This window comes from Phyllobacterium sp. 1468 (assembly GCF_031455525.1).
Taxonomy (GTDB): domain Bacteria; phylum Pseudomonadota; class Alphaproteobacteria; order Rhizobiales; family Rhizobiaceae; genus Phyllobacterium.
In genome coordinates this window covers 24,951-42,396 of record NZ_JAVDSX010000012.1, presented here as the reverse complement: position 1 = coordinate 42,396, position 17,446 = coordinate 24,951, and the positions used below count along the sequence as shown (strand labels likewise).

At 55.9% G+C, this 17,446-nt stretch carries 20 protein-coding genes; 18 read left to right on the top strand and 2 right to left on the bottom strand.

The features are described 5' to 3' along the window. Positions 1 to 57 precede the first annotated feature (57 nt). The 18 genes from secG to J2X72_RS23060 all read left to right on the top strand — a co-directional run bounded on the left by secG (position 58) and on the right by J2X72_RS23060 (position 15,752). On the top strand, positions 58 to 540 hold the full coding sequence (gene secG / locus J2X72_RS23145; RefSeq protein WP_310075795.1) for a preprotein translocase subunit SecG: 483 nt from the start codon (positions 58 to 60) through the stop codon (positions 538 to 540). Positions 541 to 752: 212 nt separating this feature from the next. Next, positions 753 to 1,433, top strand: coding sequence for a L,D-transpeptidase (locus J2X72_RS23140; RefSeq protein WP_210003688.1), 681 nt, complete (start codon positions 753 to 755; stop codon positions 1,431 to 1,433). Between the two features lie 146 nt (positions 1,434 to 1,579). Beyond that, positions 1,580 to 3,208 carry a CTP synthase gene (locus J2X72_RS23135; protein ID WP_310075792.1) on the top strand — a complete coding sequence of 543 codons (1,629 nt, stop codon included), beginning with the start codon at positions 1,580 to 1,582 and terminating at the stop codon, positions 3,206 to 3,208. Positions 3,209 to 3,232: 24 nt separating this feature from the next. After that, positions 3,233 to 4,129 carry a VOC family protein gene (locus J2X72_RS23130; RefSeq protein WP_310075789.1) on the top strand — a complete coding sequence of 299 codons (897 nt, stop codon included), beginning with the start codon at positions 3,233 to 3,235 and terminating at the stop codon, positions 4,127 to 4,129. Further along, entirely contained in the window at positions 4,126 to 4,959 is an 834-nt protein-coding gene (gene kdsA, locus J2X72_RS23125; protein WP_310075984.1) for a 3-deoxy-8-phosphooctulonate synthase, read from the top strand. Before J2X72_RS23130 ends, kdsA begins: the two co-directional genes overlap by 4 nt. A gap of 93 nt (positions 4,960 to 5,052) precedes the next feature. Beyond that, positions 5,053 to 5,412 (top strand): PRC-barrel domain-containing protein, encoded by a 360-nt coding sequence (locus J2X72_RS23120; protein WP_210003691.1) that lies wholly within the window; start codon positions 5,053 to 5,055, stop codon positions 5,410 to 5,412. Between the two features lie 149 nt (positions 5,413 to 5,561). Continuing rightward, a complete protein-coding gene (gene eno / locus J2X72_RS23115; RefSeq protein WP_210003692.1) occupies positions 5,562 to 6,839 on the top strand; it encodes a phosphopyruvate hydratase in 1,278 nt (425 codons plus the stop codon). A 149-nt stretch (positions 6,840 to 6,988) separates the two neighbouring features. Further along, the gene (locus J2X72_RS23110; RefSeq protein ID WP_114430194.1) at positions 6,989 to 7,321 is read left to right on the top strand and encodes a septum formation initiator family protein; all 333 of its coding nucleotides are present in this window, start codon (positions 6,989 to 6,991) and stop codon (positions 7,319 to 7,321) included. Positions 7,322 to 7,449: 128 nt separating this feature from the next. Beyond that, entirely contained in the window at positions 7,450 to 8,481 is a 1,032-nt protein-coding gene (gene pdhA / locus J2X72_RS23105) for a pyruvate dehydrogenase (acetyl-transferring) E1 component subunit alpha (protein WP_224506686.1), read from the top strand. A 14-nt stretch (positions 8,482 to 8,495) separates the two neighbouring features. After that, on the top strand, positions 8,496 to 9,884 hold the full coding sequence (locus tag J2X72_RS23100; protein ID WP_310075785.1) for a pyruvate dehydrogenase complex E1 component subunit beta: 1,389 nt from the start codon (positions 8,496 to 8,498) through the stop codon (positions 9,882 to 9,884). A gap of 15 nt (positions 9,885 to 9,899) precedes the next feature. Then, positions 9,900 to 11,267: a pyruvate dehydrogenase complex dihydrolipoamide acetyltransferase gene (locus tag J2X72_RS23095; RefSeq protein WP_310075783.1), complete on the top strand. Its 1,368-nt coding sequence runs from the start codon at positions 9,900 to 9,902 to the stop codon at positions 11,265 to 11,267. A gap of 7 nt (positions 11,268 to 11,274) precedes the next feature. Next, a complete protein-coding gene (locus J2X72_RS23090) occupies positions 11,275 to 11,913 on the top strand; it encodes an SGNH/GDSL hydrolase family protein (protein ID WP_310075781.1) in 639 nt (212 codons plus the stop codon). Between the two features lie 17 nt (positions 11,914 to 11,930). Continuing rightward, on the top strand, positions 11,931 to 13,376 hold the full coding sequence (gene lpdA, locus J2X72_RS23085) for a dihydrolipoyl dehydrogenase (RefSeq protein WP_310075779.1): 1,446 nt from the start codon (positions 11,931 to 11,933) through the stop codon (positions 13,374 to 13,376). A gap of 11 nt (positions 13,377 to 13,387) precedes the next feature. Then, positions 13,388 to 13,657 (top strand): hypothetical protein, encoded by a 270-nt coding sequence (locus J2X72_RS23080; RefSeq protein ID WP_405044769.1) that lies wholly within the window; start codon positions 13,388 to 13,390, stop codon positions 13,655 to 13,657. 75 nt (positions 13,658 to 13,732) lie between these two features. Continuing rightward, on the top strand, positions 13,733 to 14,011 hold the full coding sequence (locus tag J2X72_RS23075; RefSeq protein WP_112529219.1) for a GlsB/YeaQ/YmgE family stress response membrane protein: 279 nt from the start codon (positions 13,733 to 13,735) through the stop codon (positions 14,009 to 14,011). 9 nt (positions 14,012 to 14,020) lie between these two features. After that, a complete protein-coding gene (lipA, locus tag J2X72_RS23070) occupies positions 14,021 to 14,986 on the top strand; it encodes a lipoyl synthase (protein WP_310075776.1) in 966 nt (321 codons plus the stop codon). A gap of 3 nt (positions 14,987 to 14,989) precedes the next feature. Next, positions 14,990 to 15,442 (top strand): type II toxin-antitoxin system RatA family toxin, encoded by a 453-nt coding sequence (locus J2X72_RS23065; RefSeq protein ID WP_310075774.1) that lies wholly within the window; start codon positions 14,990 to 14,992, stop codon positions 15,440 to 15,442. Between the two features lie 76 nt (positions 15,443 to 15,518). Further along, positions 15,519 to 15,752 carry a hypothetical protein gene (locus J2X72_RS23060; RefSeq protein WP_210003700.1) on the top strand — a complete coding sequence of 78 codons (234 nt, stop codon included), beginning with the start codon at positions 15,519 to 15,521 and terminating at the stop codon, positions 15,750 to 15,752. Between the two features lie 9 nt (positions 15,753 to 15,761). On the opposite strand, the gene J2X72_RS23055 is transcribed toward J2X72_RS23060, so the two are convergent. After that, positions 15,762 to 16,253 (bottom strand): CinA family protein, encoded by a 492-nt coding sequence (locus tag J2X72_RS23055; RefSeq protein WP_310075771.1) that lies wholly within the window; start codon positions 16,251 to 16,253, stop codon positions 15,762 to 15,764. Then, entirely contained in the window at positions 16,250 to 17,443 is a 1,194-nt protein-coding gene (locus J2X72_RS23050; protein WP_310075981.1) for a bifunctional 2-C-methyl-D-erythritol 4-phosphate cytidylyltransferase/2-C-methyl-D-erythritol 2,4-cyclodiphosphate synthase, read from the bottom strand. Before J2X72_RS23050 ends, J2X72_RS23055 begins: the two co-directional genes overlap by 4 nt. Positions 17,444 to 17,446: the final 3 nt, after the last annotated feature.

Sequence of the window (17,446 nt, the reverse complement as noted above, 5' to 3'; positions counted from 1 at the left end):
ATTGGCCGATACGGTGTAAAGAGCCGCGTCCGACCCCTAGAAAGCAGAAAATACCCCATGCAAACCGTCGTCATCGTGATTCACCTTCTGATTGTACTTGCTCTTGTCGGGGTCGTGCTCATGCAGCGCTCCGAGGGCGGCGGTCTTGGAATTGGTGGCGGCTCCGGGTTCATGACGGCCCGAGGCGCTGCAAACGTTCTGACACGGGCGACGGCGATCCTTGCAACGGGTTTCTTCATTACGTCCTTGGCGCTCGGCATCATGGCCCGGTACGGTGAAAATCCGACTGATATTCTCAACCGTATCCCGACGACTACTGGCACTCAGCCCGCAGGCCAGCAGCCTCCGACGAGTGGTGGCATTCTCAACCAGCTGGGCGGCCCTTCGTCCAATAATGCGACGCCGCCTGCCTCCGATGCGCCGGCAGCCGGTTCGGCAGCGCCAGGTTCCACTGCTCCGGCGCCCGAATCGACGCTACCTGCGCCGACAGCTCCGGTTACGCCCGCGCAACCGGCAAATCCGGTCCCGAATTCGCAGTAATTCGGACGGTTAAATCGTTTGATTGAAGGAAGTGCGTAAAATGTGTTGCGCTTCCGCAACCCTTTGATGCGAACAATGATTCTGTGGTATTCTTCACAGTGATTTGCATTGAGAAGAAACCGGTCTTCGGATATCGCGATATCAGATTGGCCTTGGGGGCCTCGCAAACGCTGCTGATGGCGTTTTGCAATCTACGCGGGAACTTTAAAACTATGCTGTCACGTCGCTCTCTGCTTATAGGAATGTCGCTCCTGGCCTTGTCGGGCCCGGCATCCGCAGAACCAATTATCAAAAAAATTCTGAATCCATTCGGGCTTGGCGGCAATGACAAGGCCGACGCTGATGCCCAAGCTGCAGCGCAGCCGATCGAGGTTGCAGAAGTGCGCAAGCCGGTGCAGCCTGCCAAAGCCAAGAACAAATATGGGATCGACCCGAAATACATGCCCCAGGACGTTGAGTTCACGGGCTACAAGCCGGGCACGATCGTGATTGATCCGAAGGCAAAGTTCCTCTACCTCGTCGAAAGCTCGTACACGGCTCGCCGCTACGGAATTGCAGTCGGCAAGGAGGGTCTTGAATTCAAGGGAACGGCCGTGGTGCAGACGAAACGTGAATGGCCGCGCTGGATTCCGACCAAAGAGATGATCGAACGAGAACCTGCCCACTACGCCAAATATGAAAACGGCATGGATGGCGGCCCAGGCAATCCGCTCGGTGCGCGCGCACTTTACTTGTCGCAGGGCAACAAGGACACGCACATCCGCATTCATGGAACGATTGTGCCTTCAAGCATTGGAAGTTCCGCATCGAACGGCTGCTTCCGTATGGTCAATGACCATGTGATCGATCTTTATAACCGCGTCAGCATTGGCACGGAAGTTATTGTTCTGTAAGAACTATCGTTGAATTTGTTGGAACGGCCAGACCTCGCGTCTGGCCGTTTCGTTTGGAATGGAAAATAATTGGGACGGGGAAAACGGCTTTCGGGCCGAATTTTTTTGTGGCCAAATCAGTTGCAAAGGACTAACGAGATAAGCCCATGGCCCGATATGTTTTCATCACTGGCGGCGTGGTTTCTTCCCTCGGAAAAGGCATCGCTGCTGCCGCTTTGGCGGCACTCCTCCAGGCTCGTGGATACCGTGTACGGATTCGCAAGCTCGATCCTTATCTGAACGTCGACCCCGGCACGATGTCGCCATACCAGCATGGCGAGGTCTTCGTGACCGACGATGGTGCTGAAACTGACCTCGACCTTGGTCACTACGAGCGCTTCACTGGGCGTCCTGCCAACAAACAGGACAATATCACCACTGGGCGGATCTACCGAAACATCATCGAGAAGGAACGCCGCGGAGACTACCTCGGCGCGACTGTTCAGGTCATCCCGCACGTTACCGACGAGATCAAGAATTTCATTGTCGAAGGCAATGAGGATTATGACTTCGTCTTGTGTGAAATTGGCGGTACGGTCGGCGATATTGAAGCGATGCCGTTCCTTGAGGCTATCCGCCAGCTTGGCAATGATTTGCCGCGAGGCACCGCTGTTTATATTCACCTGACGTTGATGCCGTATATTCCGGCAGCAGGGGAACTCAAGACCAAGCCGACGCAGCACTCCGTCAAGGAACTGCGGTCAATTGGCATCGCGCCGGACATCCTTTTGATTCGGGCTGATCGCGAGATTCCGGAATCCGAGCGTCGAAAGCTGTCATTGTTTTGCAACGTGCGCGCATCCGCAGTTATCCAGGCGCTCGATGTGGACACGATCTACGACGTTCCGATGGCCTACCACAAGGAGGGCCTAGATTCTGAAGTCCTTGCCGCGTTCGGCATCGATCCCGCCCCAAAGCCCCGCATGGAGCGTTGGGATGAGGTCAGCCAGCGTATTCACAATCCCGAAGGCGAAGTGACGATTGCCATCGTCGGCAAATATACGGGCCTCAAGGACGCCTACAAGTCGTTGATCGAAGCGCTGCACCATGGCGGCATGGCCAACAAGGTGAAGGTCAATCTCGACTGGATTGAATCGGAAATTTTTGAGCAGGAAGACCCGGCGCCCTATCTGCAGAAGGTACATGGCATTCTGGTGCCCGGCGGCTTCGGCGAGCGCGGCTCAGAAGGCAAGATTCTAGCGGCGAAATTTGCACGGGAGAAGAAGGTGCCGTACTTCGGTATTTGCTTCGGCATGCAGATGGCGGTGATCGAAGCGGCGAGATCACTGGCAGGGGTCGAGAAAGCATCTTCAAGTGAGTTCGGCCCGACCAGCGAACCTGTTGTCGGTCTGATGACGGAGTGGCTCAAAGGGAACATGCTGGAGAAGCGTGCGCAGTCCGGCGATCTCGGCGGAACGATGCGGCTTGGTGCCTACGAAGCTTTGCTTAAATCCGGTACGCGCATCGCTGATATTTACGGGTCGACCGATATTTCGGAACGTCACCGTCATCGCTACGAAGTAAACATTGACTATAAGGATCGCCTGGAAGAGTGCGGCCTCGTGTTCTCTGGCATGTCGCCGGATGGCGTATTGCCCGAAACGATCGAGTATCCCGACCATCCCTGGTTTATCGGCGTTCAGTACCACCCGGAATTGAAGTCTCGCCCGTTCGAACCGCATCCACTTTTTGCGTCGTTCATCAATGCGGCAATGGCACAGAACCGGCTGGTGTGACAAAAATCGTTGGGGCGATCTGACATGACCATTTCATCGCCCCGCACCCCGCGTCCTGTCGATCATCTGGTTCTGCCGACCGCTGATCTTGAAGTCGCGCGCGAGCGTCTAGAACAGCTGGGCTTCATCGTAGCGCCCGTCGGGAAGCATCCATTTGGCACCGAAAATGTCTGCGTCTTCTTCGGTGATGACTGCTTTCTCGAATTTCTGGCAGTCGGCCAGCGTGAGACGTGCGAGGAAGAGGCGCGGAGCGGCAATGTCTTTGTCGCCCGCGATCAGGCCTGGCGGTTCCGCAATGGCAATGAAGGCTTCTCCGCTCTGGTCATGGGCACGCATGACGCGCTTGGCGATCACGAGGCTTTCGTCAAAGCGGGCATTTCCGCCGGCGATATCCTCAATTTCTCGCGTCCGTTCGTAACGCCCGACGGGAAATCGGATGTGGCGGGATTCCGCTTGGCTTTTGCGGCTGATTTGCGCGCACCAGACGTTTTCTTCTTCACATGCGAGCGGGTGAACACGCCCAAGGTTGATCGCACTTCGCTGCAGATGCACCAGAATGGCGCGGTCGCACTACGCGAAGTCATCCTGTCCGAAATCAATCCGACGGATTTCCAATATCCACTGCAGGAGATCATCAGCCAACGCGACGTCAACGCGCACTCGTTCGGTATGGATCTGCGTGCCGCGAATGCCAACGTGACAGTGTTCACACCACAGGGCTTGCGATCGTTCCTTGGAATCGAGGTTTCCGAAACCGAGCGTGGTTGCCGGCTTCTAGCGTTCGTGCTGGGCGTGCGTGATCTCGCTGCGGTTGAAACTCTGCTGACCAACAACAATATACCTTTCGAAAAGCGTGGCTCCCGCCTGATTGTGCACAAGGCACCAGGTCAGGGTGCTGCCATCGCATTTGAGGCTTTCTGATGTCCCTGAATTCTACGGTTTCCGCCGGCAATGTTGTATTTTCCAACACTGGCCAGTTGTCTCTCATCGCTGGACCTTGCCAGATGGAAAGTCGTCAGCATGCATTCGATATGGCCGGAGCGCTGAAGGAACTGACGGGAAAACTCGGGATTGGCCTCGTCTACAAGTCGAGCTTCGACAAGGCCAACCGCACCTCGTTGACCGGAAAGCGTGGATTCGGACTGGAGAATTCCCTGCCGGTATTCGCCGATATCCGTAGTGAGCTGGGTTTGCCGACGCTGACCGACGTCCATACGGAAGAGCAATGTATCATCCTTGGCCAAGTGGTCGATGTCTTGCAAATCCCGGCTTTCCTTTGCCGGCAGACCGATCTTCTGGTCGCGGCTGCCAACACCGGCAAGATCGTCAACATCAAGAAGGGCCAGTTCCTTGCGCCATGGGATATGAAGAATGTCATTGCCAAGGTTACGGAAAGCGGCAATCCCAACGTGATGGTCACTGAGCGCGGTGCTTCCTTTGGCTACAATACGCTTGTCTCCGATATGCGGTCCCTGCCTATCATGGCGGGTTTTGGGCCCCCGGTCATTTTCGATGCGACCCATTCGGTGCAGCAGCCGGGCGGGCAGGGTGGCTCGACAGGCGGTCAGCGCGAGTTTGTCGAAACGCTGGCGCGCGCGGCTGTGGCTGTCGGTGTTGCAGGTGTATTCATCGAGACGCATCAGGACCCCGACAATGCGCCGTCCGATGGCCCGAACATGGTCCCGCTCGATCAGATGCCGCGGCTTCTCGAAAAGCTTCTGGAATTCGACCGGATTGCCAAGGCGAATTGACCTAAAGGTTCCTTCGCAGAAAATTACGTTTTGATGCAACCGTGATGCGGCCTTGCTCATTATCCTCATAGGCAACGAAAGAGGAGAAAAGCAATGCCAACCAGCTCAGGACATACGAAAGCTATTCGCGCGTCGCGCGTCATCGGTACCAATGTGTACAACAACAGCGGCGACAAGATTGGTGAAATCGAAGATGTCATGCTCGACAAGACCACGGACGGCATCATGTTTGCGGTCGTCGGCTTTGGCGGCTTCCTAGGAATTGGCGAAAAATATCATGCCGTGCCCTGGAAGCTCCTCGACTTCGATGAGGCAACGGGCGGCTATGTTGTGCCCTTCACCAAGGAACAGCTGGAACAAGCCCCAGCTCATGGCATAACCGAACTGACCGAAGATGATGGTCGTCAGGTCCGTGAGCGGTCGTTCACTTATTACAACGATGTTGCAGCCTAACGGGCCCTATCCTATGAATTGAGGCCGTCACTGACGGCCTTTTTTCTGTTTTGATCCACAATTCGTCTTTGTGGGGATTTTCCTTGTCATGTTCATTCGCTATTCAGTGGCCAGCCCAAGGCTCAATGCTCATTGAAAGGGAATACTCCATGACTGCTATTGTCGATATTATTGGCCGCGAGATTCTGGACAGCCGCGGGAACCCGACTGTTGAAGTCGATGTCGTTCTCGAAGACGGTTCCATGGGCCGCGCGGCCGTACCCTCCGGTGCCTCGACCGGTGCGCACGAAGCAGTCGAATTACGCGATGGTGGCACACGCTATCTCGGCAAGGGTGTTGAAAAGGCTGTCGACGCGGTCAATGGTGAGTTGTTCGATGCTATCGGCGGCATGGAAGCGGAGAACCAAATCCACATCGATCAGACGATGATCGACCTCGATGGTACGCCGAACAAGAGCCGTCTCGGGGCCAACGCGATTCTGGGCGTCTCCCTTGCCGTTGCCAAAGCCGCCGCTGAAGCATCTGGCCTGCCGCTCTATCGGTATCTCGGCGGCCCGAGCGCTCATGTATTGCCTGTGCCGATGATGAACATCATCAACGGCGGTGCGCATGCCGACAACCCCATCGACTTTCAGGAATTCATGATCTTGCCGGTCGGCGCGTCTACTTTTGCTGAGGCAGTTCGTTATGGCTCGGAAGTGTTCCACACATTGAAGAAGCGCTTGAAAGATGCAGGCCACAACACCAATGTCGGTGATGAGGGTGGTTTCGCACCAAACCTGAAGACGGCGCAGCACGCCCTGGATTTCATTATGGAGTCGATCGAAAAGGCGGGTTTCAAGCCAGGCGAAGAAATCGCGCTTGGTCTCGATTGCGCCTCGACCGAATTCTTCAAGGACGATAATTACGTCTATGAGGGCGAGAAGAAATCACGCGATCCGAAGACCCAGGCGAAATACCTCGCCAAGCTTGTCGGCGATTATCCGATCATTACTATTGAAGACGGGATGGCTGAAGACGATTGGGATGGCTGGAAATATCTGACGGAGCTCGTTGGTAACAGGTGCCAGCTGGTTGGCGATGATTTGTTCGTCACCAATTCGGCCCGCCTGCGCGATGGCATCAAGATGGGCGTCGCGAACTCGATCCTCGTCAAGGTCAACCAGATCGGCACACTTTCCGAAACGTTCGATGCTGTCGATACTGCGCATCGCGCTGCCTACACTGCGGTCATGTCGCATCGCTCGGGAGAAACTGAAGACACGACCATCGCCGATCTCGCCGTTGCAACCAATTGCGGACAGATCAAGACCGGCTCGCTCGCCCGTTCAGACCGGGTCGCGAAATACAACCAGCTTATCCGCATCGAGGAAGAGCTGGGACCGCAGGCAAGTTATGCAGGGCGCAGTATCTTCCGCAGCGCCTGACAATTACATCCGAAATGGCGGGCGTAATGCCCGCCATTTCGTTTTGCCCCGCGCCGTTGGTAATCGCCTGTTAAGCAAAACATTGTCTTATGGACCGGTGAAAAATCGGGCGATTGAGTCTGATTCCTTGGGTTTGCGGGTCTATGGAAATGTGGACAAAACAGCGAAAAAAAACCAAACGGGGGCGGTTGATCGTTCCGTTGCTCTCCACTCTGTTTTTCGCCTATTTTGGTTTTCACGCCTACCATGGCGAATACGGACTCTATTCTACAATCAAGCTGCAAGAGCAAACCCAGTTGCTGCAAGCGCAACTCGACGCAGTCAAGGCGACGCGTTCCGAGCTTGAACGCCAGGTTCAACTTATGCATGATGGTACGATCGAGAAGGATATGCTAGACGAACAGGCCCGCAAGGGGCTGAATGTATCTCGGCCGGACGAAGTCACTATAATGCGTGGCTCGGGTGATTTAGCTATTAACTGAATTCCGGTTAATCACTGTTTTTCTCTGTATTTTGAACAACTTATTTGCATAGCACTTATTCGATTCTGCATATTGTAAGTTCCGCCCCGGCTGCTATTCTCGTGCGACCAATTCACAGGGAGTGAGATATGGCCACGAGGGCGAAAAAAAGCCCTGCGCGTTCTGCGCAGACCTCCGCTATTAAAGCACCGAAACCGATCCAGTTTACCAAGGAACAAGAATTAGAAGCCTACCGGCACATGCTGCTGATCCGCCGATTTGAAGAAAAGGCCGGTCAGCTTTACGGTATGGGTTTCATTGGTGGTTTCTGCCATCTCTACATCGGTCAAGAAGCCGTCGTCACCGGCATGCAGATGTCGCTGAAGGAAGGTGATCAGGTTATCACCGGCTATCGCGACCATGGTCACATGCTGGCTTGCGGCATGAGCCCGCGTGGTGTCATGGCGGAGTTGACAGGACGGCGCGGCGGCCTTTCCAAGGGGAAGGGCGGTTCGATGCACATGTTCTCCAAGGAGAAGCATTTTTATGGCGGTCACGGCATCGTGGGTGCTCAGGTCTCGCTTGGAACAGGCTTGGCATTCGCCAATCGGTATCGCGATAACGGCAATGTTTCGCTGGCTTACTTTGGCGATGGTGCTGCCAACCAAGGCCAGGTTTACGAGAGCTTCAATATGGCTTCGCTGTGGAAGCTGCCGGTTATCTACATCATCGAGAACAACCGTTACGCGATGGGCACATCGGTTTCGCGCGCTTCGGCCGAGACGGATTTTTCCAAGCGCGGCATCTCCTTCAACATTCCCGGAATTCAAGTCGACGGGATGGACGTGCGTGCGGTCAATGCCGCAGGTGAAGAGGCCGCAGCCTGGGCACGCTCCGGCAAGGGGCCGATGATTCTTGAAATGCAGACTTACCGGTATCGCGGCCATTCCATGTCGGATCCGGCCAAATACCGTTCCAAGGACGAAGTGCAGAAAATGCGCTCCGACCATGATCCCATTGAGCAGGTGAAGCACCGGTTGATCGAAAACGGATGGTCCACTGAGGACGACCTGAAGAAGATCGACAAGGACGTTCGCGATATCGTGGCCGATGCTGCCGATTTCGCCCAGTCAGATCCTGAGCCGGATCCATCCGAGCTTTACACCGACATTCTGCTTTAAGGGGGGGCGCTATCATGCCTGTAGAAATTCTGATGCCCGCGCTCTCGCCGACTATGGAAGAGGGCAAACTGTCGAAATGGCTGAAAAAGGAAGGCGACAAGGTTACTTCCGGTGATGTGCTCGCTGAGATCGAGACCGACAAGGCAACGATGGAAGTCGAGGCGGTCGATGAAGGGACGCTGGGCAAGATCCTCGTTCCGGAAGGCACCGACAACGTAAAAGTCAATGCGGTAATTGCCGTTCTGCTGGGTGAAGGCGAAAGCGCCGATGCCGCTAGCGCCCCGAAGGCTGCCAATGCTGAGGCGCCTGCGGAAGAAGCTCCGAAACAGGAAGCTGTGGCGGAAACACCTGCTGCGTCCGTTCCAGCAGCGCCTAAGGCCGAAGTCGCGGCAGATCCGGATATTCCCGAGGGAACCGAGATGGTTTCGACCACTGTCCGCGAAGCGCTGCGCGACGCGATGGCGGAAGAAATGCGCCGCGATCCCAACGTCTTCATCATGGGTGAGGAAGTCGCCGAATATCAGGGCGCTTACAAAATCACGCAAGGTCTGCTTGACGAGTTCGGTCCGCGCCGCGTTGTTGATACGCCGATCACAGAGCACGGCTTTGCCGGCGTCGGTGTTGGTGCCGCGATGACCGGTCTGCGTCCGATCGTCGAGTTTATGACTTTCAACTTTGCCATGCAGGCGATTGACCAGATCATCAATTCCGCGGCCAAGACACTCTATATGTCCGGCGGTCAGATGGGTGCACCGATGGTGTTCCGCGGTCCAAGCGGCGCTGCTGCCCGGGTTGCTGCCCAGCACTCGCAATGTTACGCCGCTTGGTACAGCCATATTCCGGGTCTGAAGGTCGTGATGCCTTATACGGCTGCCGATGCGAAGGGGTTGCTCAAGGCTGCCATCCGCGATCCCAATCCGGTGATCTTCCTCGAAAATGAAATACTTTACGGTCACTCGTTCGATGTCCCGAAGCTTGACGATTTCGTTCTGCCGATCGGCAAGGCCCGCATTCACAAGAAGGGCAAGGACGTAACGCTCGTTTCTTTCGGCATCGGCATGAATTACACGGTGAAGGCGGAAGCCGAGCTTGCGAAGATGGGCATCGACGCCGAAATCATCGATTTGCGGACGATCCGGCCGATGGACATCCCAACCGTCATTGAATCGGTAAAGAAGACGGGACGTTGCGTCACGATTGAAGAAGGTTACCCGCAGTCCTCGGTTGGAACCGAAATCGCAACCCGCGTCATGCAGCAGGCCTTCGATTATCTCGATGCACCGATCCTGACCATCGCCGGCAAAGATGTACCGATGCCCTATGCGGCAAACCTTGAAAAGCTGGCTTTGCCTAATGTTCAGGAAATCATCGACGCCGTCAAAGCCGTGACCTACACCGCCTAAGGGGAGGAACCCGATATGCCGATAAATATCACCATGCCGGCGCTTTCTCCTACGATGGAAGAAGGCAATCTTGCCAAGTGGCTGGTCAAGGAAGGCGACAAGGTCACGTCCGGTGATGTCATCGCCGAAATCGAGACTGACAAGGCGACGATGGAAGTCGAAGCGGTCGACGAAGGTACTGTAGCCAAGATCGTTGTTCCTGCCGGCACAGAAGGCGTCAAGGTCAACGCACTCATCGCTATTCTGGCGGGCGAGGGCGAGGACGTCGCGGCTGCCGCCAAAGGTGGCGGCGGCGATGCAGCGGCGCCAGCCCAGGCGGAAGCACCGAAAGAAGAGAAAAAGGCCGAAGCCGCGCCTAAAGCCCCGAAGGCTGAAGCGCCACAGACGGCGGCTGCTCCAGCACCGGCAGCAACGTCCGCGCCTGCCAAAACCGGCGATCGTCCGTTTTCGTCACCGCTTGCGCGGCGGATCGCCAAGGATGCAGGTATTGATCTCGGCGCTGTGACAGGATCGGGCCCACATGGCCGAGTGATCAAGAAGGACGTCGAGGCGGCGATTTCCGGTGGTGGAGCCAAAGCTGCTCCCGTTGCGGGAGCCGCGCCAACCGCCGCGGCGCCGGCGGCACCGAAGCCAATGTCTGACGATGCGGTGCTCAAACTGTTCGAGCAAGGCTCTTACGAGCTCGTACCGCATGACGGCATGCGCAAGACCATCGCCAAGCGGCTGCTCGAAGCCAAGTCGACGGTTCCGCATTTCTACCTGACGGTGGATTGTGAGCTTGATGCGCTTTTGGCTCTTCGCGCGCAGATCAACGCCGCTTCGCCAATGCACAAAACGGAGAAGGGCGATGTTCCGGCCTACAAGCTCTCCGTCAACGACATGATCATCAAGGCGATGGCGCTGGCGCTGCGCGACGTTCCCGAGGCGAATGTCTCCTGGACCGAAGCCAACATGGTCAAGCACAAGCATTCGGATGTCGGCGTCGCTGTTTCCATTCCCGGAGGCTTGATCACGCCGATCATTCGCAAGGCTGAAGAAAAGACGCTTTCCACTATCTCAAATGAGATGAAGGATCTTGCCAAGCGCGCTCGCGACCGCAAGTTGAAGCCCGAGGAATATCAGGGCGGAACGACCGCCGTCTCCAATCTCGGCATGTTTGGTGTCAGGGATTTCGCGGCCATCATCAACCCGCCGCACGCAACCATTCTTGCGATCGGCGCGGGCGAAGAGCGGGCGGTCGTCAAGAAAGGTGAGATCAAGGTTGCAACCGTCATGTCCGTGACGCTTTCGACTGATCACCGTGCCGTTGACGGCGCCTTGGGTGCAGAACTTGCCCAGGCCTTCAAACGTCATATCGAAAACCCGATGGGCATGCTGGTCTGAGGGGCACATGAAAACGGTACTTTGCTATGGCGACTCGCTGACCTGGGGATACATTCCCGATGGATCGGGTCGCCATGCGCTAAAGGATCGCTGGCCGGAGGTCCTTCGAACTGAGCTCGGTGACGGGGTTCATGTCGTTACTGATGGGTTGAACGGCCGGACGACGGCTTTTGACGACCATTTGTCCGGGTTTGAACGCAACGGCGCGAAGACGCTGACCACAGTCCTTGGCACGCATTTTCCGCTCGATCTCGTGATCATCATGCTCGGCAGCAATGATATGAAGACTTTCATTTGCGGCAATGCACAAGGTACCAAGCGCGGCATGCAGCGCTTGATCGAGATCGTTCGTACGGCGCCCTATCAAATGAATGCGAAGCCGCCGAAAATCCTGATCATGTCGCCTCCCGCCCTTACGGCGATTGACGAACTGGACTTCCAACGGACTTTCGAACAGGGCATCGAACAGTCACGCCTGCTCGCGGTCTTTTACAAAAATGCCGCTGAACTTGCCGATTGTGCATTTTTCGATGCGGGATCGGTCGCCAGAACATCGCCATTGGATGGCGTACATCTTGATGCAGAGAATACACGGGCAATCGGTAAAGCCATTGCACCCATCGTTCGAGATATACTCGAGCTTTAAGCAGGAGGACCAAGGTCTTGGCCAATAATTACGACGTGATCATCATTGGTTCGGGCCCGGGCGGCTACGTTACCGCCATCCGCTCCGCACAGCTTGGTTTCAAGACCGCAATCGTCGAGCGTGAACATCTTGGCGGCATCTGCCTGAACTGGGGTTGTATACCGACCAAAGCCTTGTTGCGCTCGGCAGAGATTTTTCACTATGGCCAGCATGCCAAGGATTATGGCTTGACCATCGAGGGAAAGATTTCCGCGGACGTCAAAGCGGTCGTTCAGCGTTCACGCGGTGTTTCGGGTCGGCTCAATGCCGGCGTCGGATTCCTGATGAAGAAGAACAAGGTCGACGTGATCTGGGGAGAGGCCAAGCTGACCAAGCCCGGCGAGATCGTTGTCTCCAAGACATCGAAAAAGCCGATGGAGCCACAACCGCCACTGCCGAAGAATACTCTCAGTGAAGGTAGTTATTCGGCTAAACATATCATTCTCGCTACTGGCGCACGCCCGCGCGCGCTACCGGGCATCGAGCCGGACGGCAAGCTGATCTGGACCTATTTCGAAGCAATGGTGCCGCCGGAAATGCCTAAATCACTCGTGGTCATGGGATCTGGTGCGATCGGGATCGAATTTGCGTCGTTCTACCGTTCCATGGGCGCAGAGGTGACTGTCGTCGAACTGCTGTCAAACGTCATGCCTGTGGAGGATGCCGAAATCTCCGGGATCGCTCGCAAGCAGTTCGAAAAGCAGGGTATGAAAATCATTACCGACGCCAAGGTGACGAAGGTCGACAAGGCCGCGAATTCGATCACCGCGCATGTCGAGACCAAAGACGGCAAGATAGAGAAGATCACCGCTGACCGCCTGATCTCGGCGGTTGGTGTTCAGGGAAATATCGAAAATCTCGGGCTCGAGGCTTTGGGCGTAAAGACCGATCGTGGTTGCGTCGTCGTCGACGGTTACGGCAACACCAACGTGCCCGGCGTTTACGCTATTGGTGATGTAGCCGGACCACCGATGCTGGCGCATAAGGCTGAGCACGAAGGTGTGATTTGTATCGAGAAGATCGCAAACTTCCCGGGCGTCCACCCGATCGAGAAGGATAAGATCCCAGGCTGTACCTATTGCCAGCCCCAGGTTGCGTCCGTTGGTCTTACTGAAGCGAAGGCCAAGGAAAATGGCCGCGAGGTTCGCGTGGGGCGTTTCCCCTTTGCCGCAAACGGCAAGGCGATTGCGCTTGGCGAAGATCAAGGCCTGGTCAAGACCATTTTCGACAAAAAGACCGGCCAGCTGATCGGCGCCCACATGGTCGGTGCGGAAGTCACAGAGCTTATCCAGGGCTTCGTCGTCGCCATGAACCTCGAAACGACCGAAGAAGAATTGATGCATACTGTCTTCCCGCATCCGACCTTGTCGGAAATGATGAAGGAAAGCGTGCTGGATGCTTATGGCCGTGTGTTAAACGCGTAAGTGAAAGGAAATTGGCTCTGGTTACGATCAAGGATAGCGGACCCTGGATCAACCTTTCATGGGCGATCCTCAAATGGTCGACCTTGATCGGCATTGGGCTCGGGTTTGTGCCGTCCGCCTTGAGTCTGGTTTCAGGCAACACCATATCCATTAACGGAACCGCAATCGGCGGTTGGTTTGGTGTCTGGATTGTTACCTTGGCTTGCGGGTTGGGTGGTTTTCTTTTCGGTGCTATATGGGCTTTGGTGTTGCGCGCAATCGCCATGGCATCAGGACGCTAAAACAATTGCAGCAAAAGTGTGAGGCGGTTGTGCGTCCGCAATTGCGGCAAACAAGGGTTAGGGGGAGACAAGCGTATGGATCAACCAGTTGGTATTATGGGCATGCCGGGTGTCGGATTCTTTGGCATGCTGCTTATAGGATTCCTCGCGGGGTATATCGCAGAAAAGGCAACGAACCGTAATCATGGCCTGTTGACCAATATCCTTGTCGGCATTGCCGGTTCTTTCGTTGGCGGCACGCTGGCTGGTCTGCTGGATTTCAACTTCTATGGTTTCTTTGGAAATCTGATCGTTGCGACAGTTGGCGCAATTCTCATCCTGTGGGTTTTCGGCAAAGCCAGGCCCGCAAGCTAGGACATTAGAATGGTAACGGTACTCGACACGATCGATCAAAAGCGGCGTCTTCGGCATCCGGAAAAGGCGCATCGGCCGGATTCGGAGATATTGAAGAAGCCCGACTGGATCAGAGTCAAGGCTCCCGTGTCCAAAGGCTATTCGGAAACGCGTGATATTGTGCGCTCGCATAATCTCGTCACGGTGTGCGAAGAGGCCGGCTGCCCTAATATCGGCGAGTGCTGGGACAAGAAACACGCGACTTTCATGATCATGGGTGAGATTTGCACTCGTGCCTGTGCGTTCTGCAACGTCGCAACCGGTCTGCCAACCGCACTTGATCCCCATGAGCCCGAGAATGTGGGCAAGGCCGTTTTGAAGATGGGCTTGCAGCATGTGGTTATCACCTCGGTCGATCGCGACGATCTTGCCGATGGTGGCGCTCAGCATTTTGCCGATGTGATCCATGCCATCCGCCGTATTTCGCCCGGCACGACCATCGAGATTCTGACTCCGGATTTCCTGCGTAAGGAAGGCGCTTTGGAAATTGTCGTGGCAGCCCGTCCAGATGTCTTCAACCACAATCTTGAGACTGTTCCGTCCAATTATCTCAAAGTTCGTCCGGGCGCGCGGTACTTCCACTCAATCCGCCTGTTGCAGCGGGTGAAGGAACTTGATCCGACGATCTTTACAAAATCCGGCATCATGGTGGGTCTTGGCGAGGAGCGTAACGAAGTTCTGCAGCTGATGGATGATCTGCGCTCGGCCGATGTGGATTTCATGACGATCGGCCAGTATCTACAGCCAACACGCAAACATCACGCGGTGCTGAACTATGTAACGCCGGACGAATTCAAATCCTATGCAACGATAGCCAAAACCAAAGGCTTCCTGGTGGTTGCGTCGAGCCCGCTAACACGCTCATCGCATCATGCCGGTGAAGATTTCGCAAGGCTGAAGGCTGCACGCGAGGCGCTGCACGCAAACCGCGCCTGACCGATGCCGAAATTTGAAACGACCCGCCATGTGAAGCATCGCGCCGAACAGATGTTTGATCTGGTCGCCGATATTGAGACTTATCCGCAATTCCTGCCGATGTGCGAGAGCCTGAAAGTGCGTTCACGCAAGGAAAGTCATGGCAAGACGTTGCTTATTGCCGACATGACTGTCGGCTACAAGCTGATCCGTGAGACCTTCACCAGCCAGGTTCTTTTGAAGCCCCAAGAGAAGGTCATCATCACCAAATACATAGATGGGCCATTCCGCTATCTCGATAACCGCTGGCAATTCGTCCCGGATGAAAATCCAGAACATTCAGCGGTGAAATTCTATATCGATTATGAATTCAAGAGCCGCACGCTCGGTTTTCTCATGGGGTCGATGTTCGACATCGCCTTCAGGAAATTTACCGAAGCTTTTGAAAAACGAGCGGACTCAATCTACGGCGGCTGATCCGCCGCGCTGTCCGGTCCGCACCGCAGGAACGAAACCGCAGGCTATCCGTTACGTTATTCGCAAGGAGGTTGTCATGTTAACAACCAAACTGATCGGTGCGCTATTCGTTTTTTGCGGACTTCTATATATGGCCGGAATTGCGGTTTATCGCGGCAAGATGAGTGAACCCCATTCGCGCAATGGGGAGTCTGCCGGCCTTGAACCGCCGCATCGGGGTATGCGGTTTCTCGGGTTGAAAGCGAATTGGCCGGGCCTCGTCGTTGCTGCAATAGGCGCGTTGATGCTGTTATTGCCATCCGGTGCGTAACCGGTAGTCCTAGCGTAACGCCTGCAGAAGCATATCAAGGGCAGTATTGACGGCGGCATTGCGGATTGCTGCGCGGCCGTGATCAACAAACAAGTGGCGGGCTGCGACCGGCGGCTTGTCTTTCAAAGCCAGCGAAAACCAGACCAGTCCTACCGGTTTCAGGTCCGAACCGCCGCCGGGTCCGGCGATACCTGTCACTGAAACCGCAACGCCTGCGTGCGAATGTGCAAGGGCGCCTGTGGCCATAGCCACCGCGACTTCCTCAGATACCGCACCGTGTTTGGCGATCAATTCGCCCGGGACGCCAATCATTTCTTGCTTGGCTTCGTTAGAATAGGTGACGAACCCCCGATCGACGACATCGGAGGAACCACCGATATCGGTCAGCGACGCTGCGATCAAACCGCCGGTGCAGGATTCAGCCGTGGCCAGCAGAATGCCGTGGCGTCGGCAGGCTTCAAGGACCGCAATTGCCTTGGCTTCTGCGATTAGCCCGCTCATTCCGGCAGCCCTCCCGGGTAGATCACAGATGCCGTCGCAATGGCTGCAATGCCTTCCTTGCGGCCGATAAAACCAAGTTTCTCGTTGGTCGTGGCTTTGATGGAAATGCGATCCGCGGAAATTCCCAGCATTTTCGACAATGCTGCAGTCATAGCCTCACGGTGCGGGCCTACTTTCGGCGCTTCGCAGATCAGTGTGACATCGGCATTGGCAATCCTGCCGCCGGCTTCCTTGACGATTTTCACCGCGTGTTCCACGAAGATATGCGAGGCGGCGCCCCTCCATTGCGGCTCGGACGGCGGAAAATGTGTTCCGATATCGCCAGCGCCGCGTGTTGCGAGCAGGGCGTCGGTCAAAGCATGGAGGGCAACGTCGGCGTCCGAGTGCCCGGACAGCTTTTGATCATGTGCGATGAATACGCCGGCAAGCATCACACCATTGCCTGGTTCGAAAGCATGGACATCATAGCCGTTCCCGGTGCGCACGTCCGGAAATGCGGAATACTTTTGCGACAGGCGATCGTCGGCCATTTCGATATCCTTTGCCCAGGTCAATTTCGTGTTGTCGACCGATCCTTCAACGATTCGCACCGGCAGGCCATGCCATTCGGCGATGGCTGAATCGTCGGTGAAGTCGGATCGGCCGGCTGTAAATGCTGCGTTATGCGCATCGAGGATCGGCAAATAGGGAAATGCTTGCGGAGTCTGCGCCGCATACAGGCCCGCGCGCGGTACCGTTGCGCTGACCATCGCGTCCGATCCGGCAGCTTTCAACGTATCCGACACGGCAAGGACCGGCAGGACCCCGATATGCGGGGTCAGATTGAAAATGACCCGCTCGAGTAGATCTGCGGAAATAAAGGGGCGAACACCGTCGTGGATCAACACGTGATCCGGCGTTTTTTCCTTTAGAGCCAGAAGCCCGAGACGTGTCGATTCCTGTCGGGTTGGTCCTCCTACCACAGCAGTAACGCGCTCGGCATGATCTCCAAGAGCCAGGGCGAACAGTGCATTGTCTTCCTTGTGGATGACGACAACGACGTGGTCGATCAACGGGCAATCAAGAAATGCGCGCATCGTGTGCGCCAGTACGGCTTCCCCGCCGATCTTGCGATATTGCTTTGGTCCTTCAACGCTTTGGCCTGCGCGTTCACCGCGTCCGGCCGCCACAATGACCGCAGCTACCCGCATTTC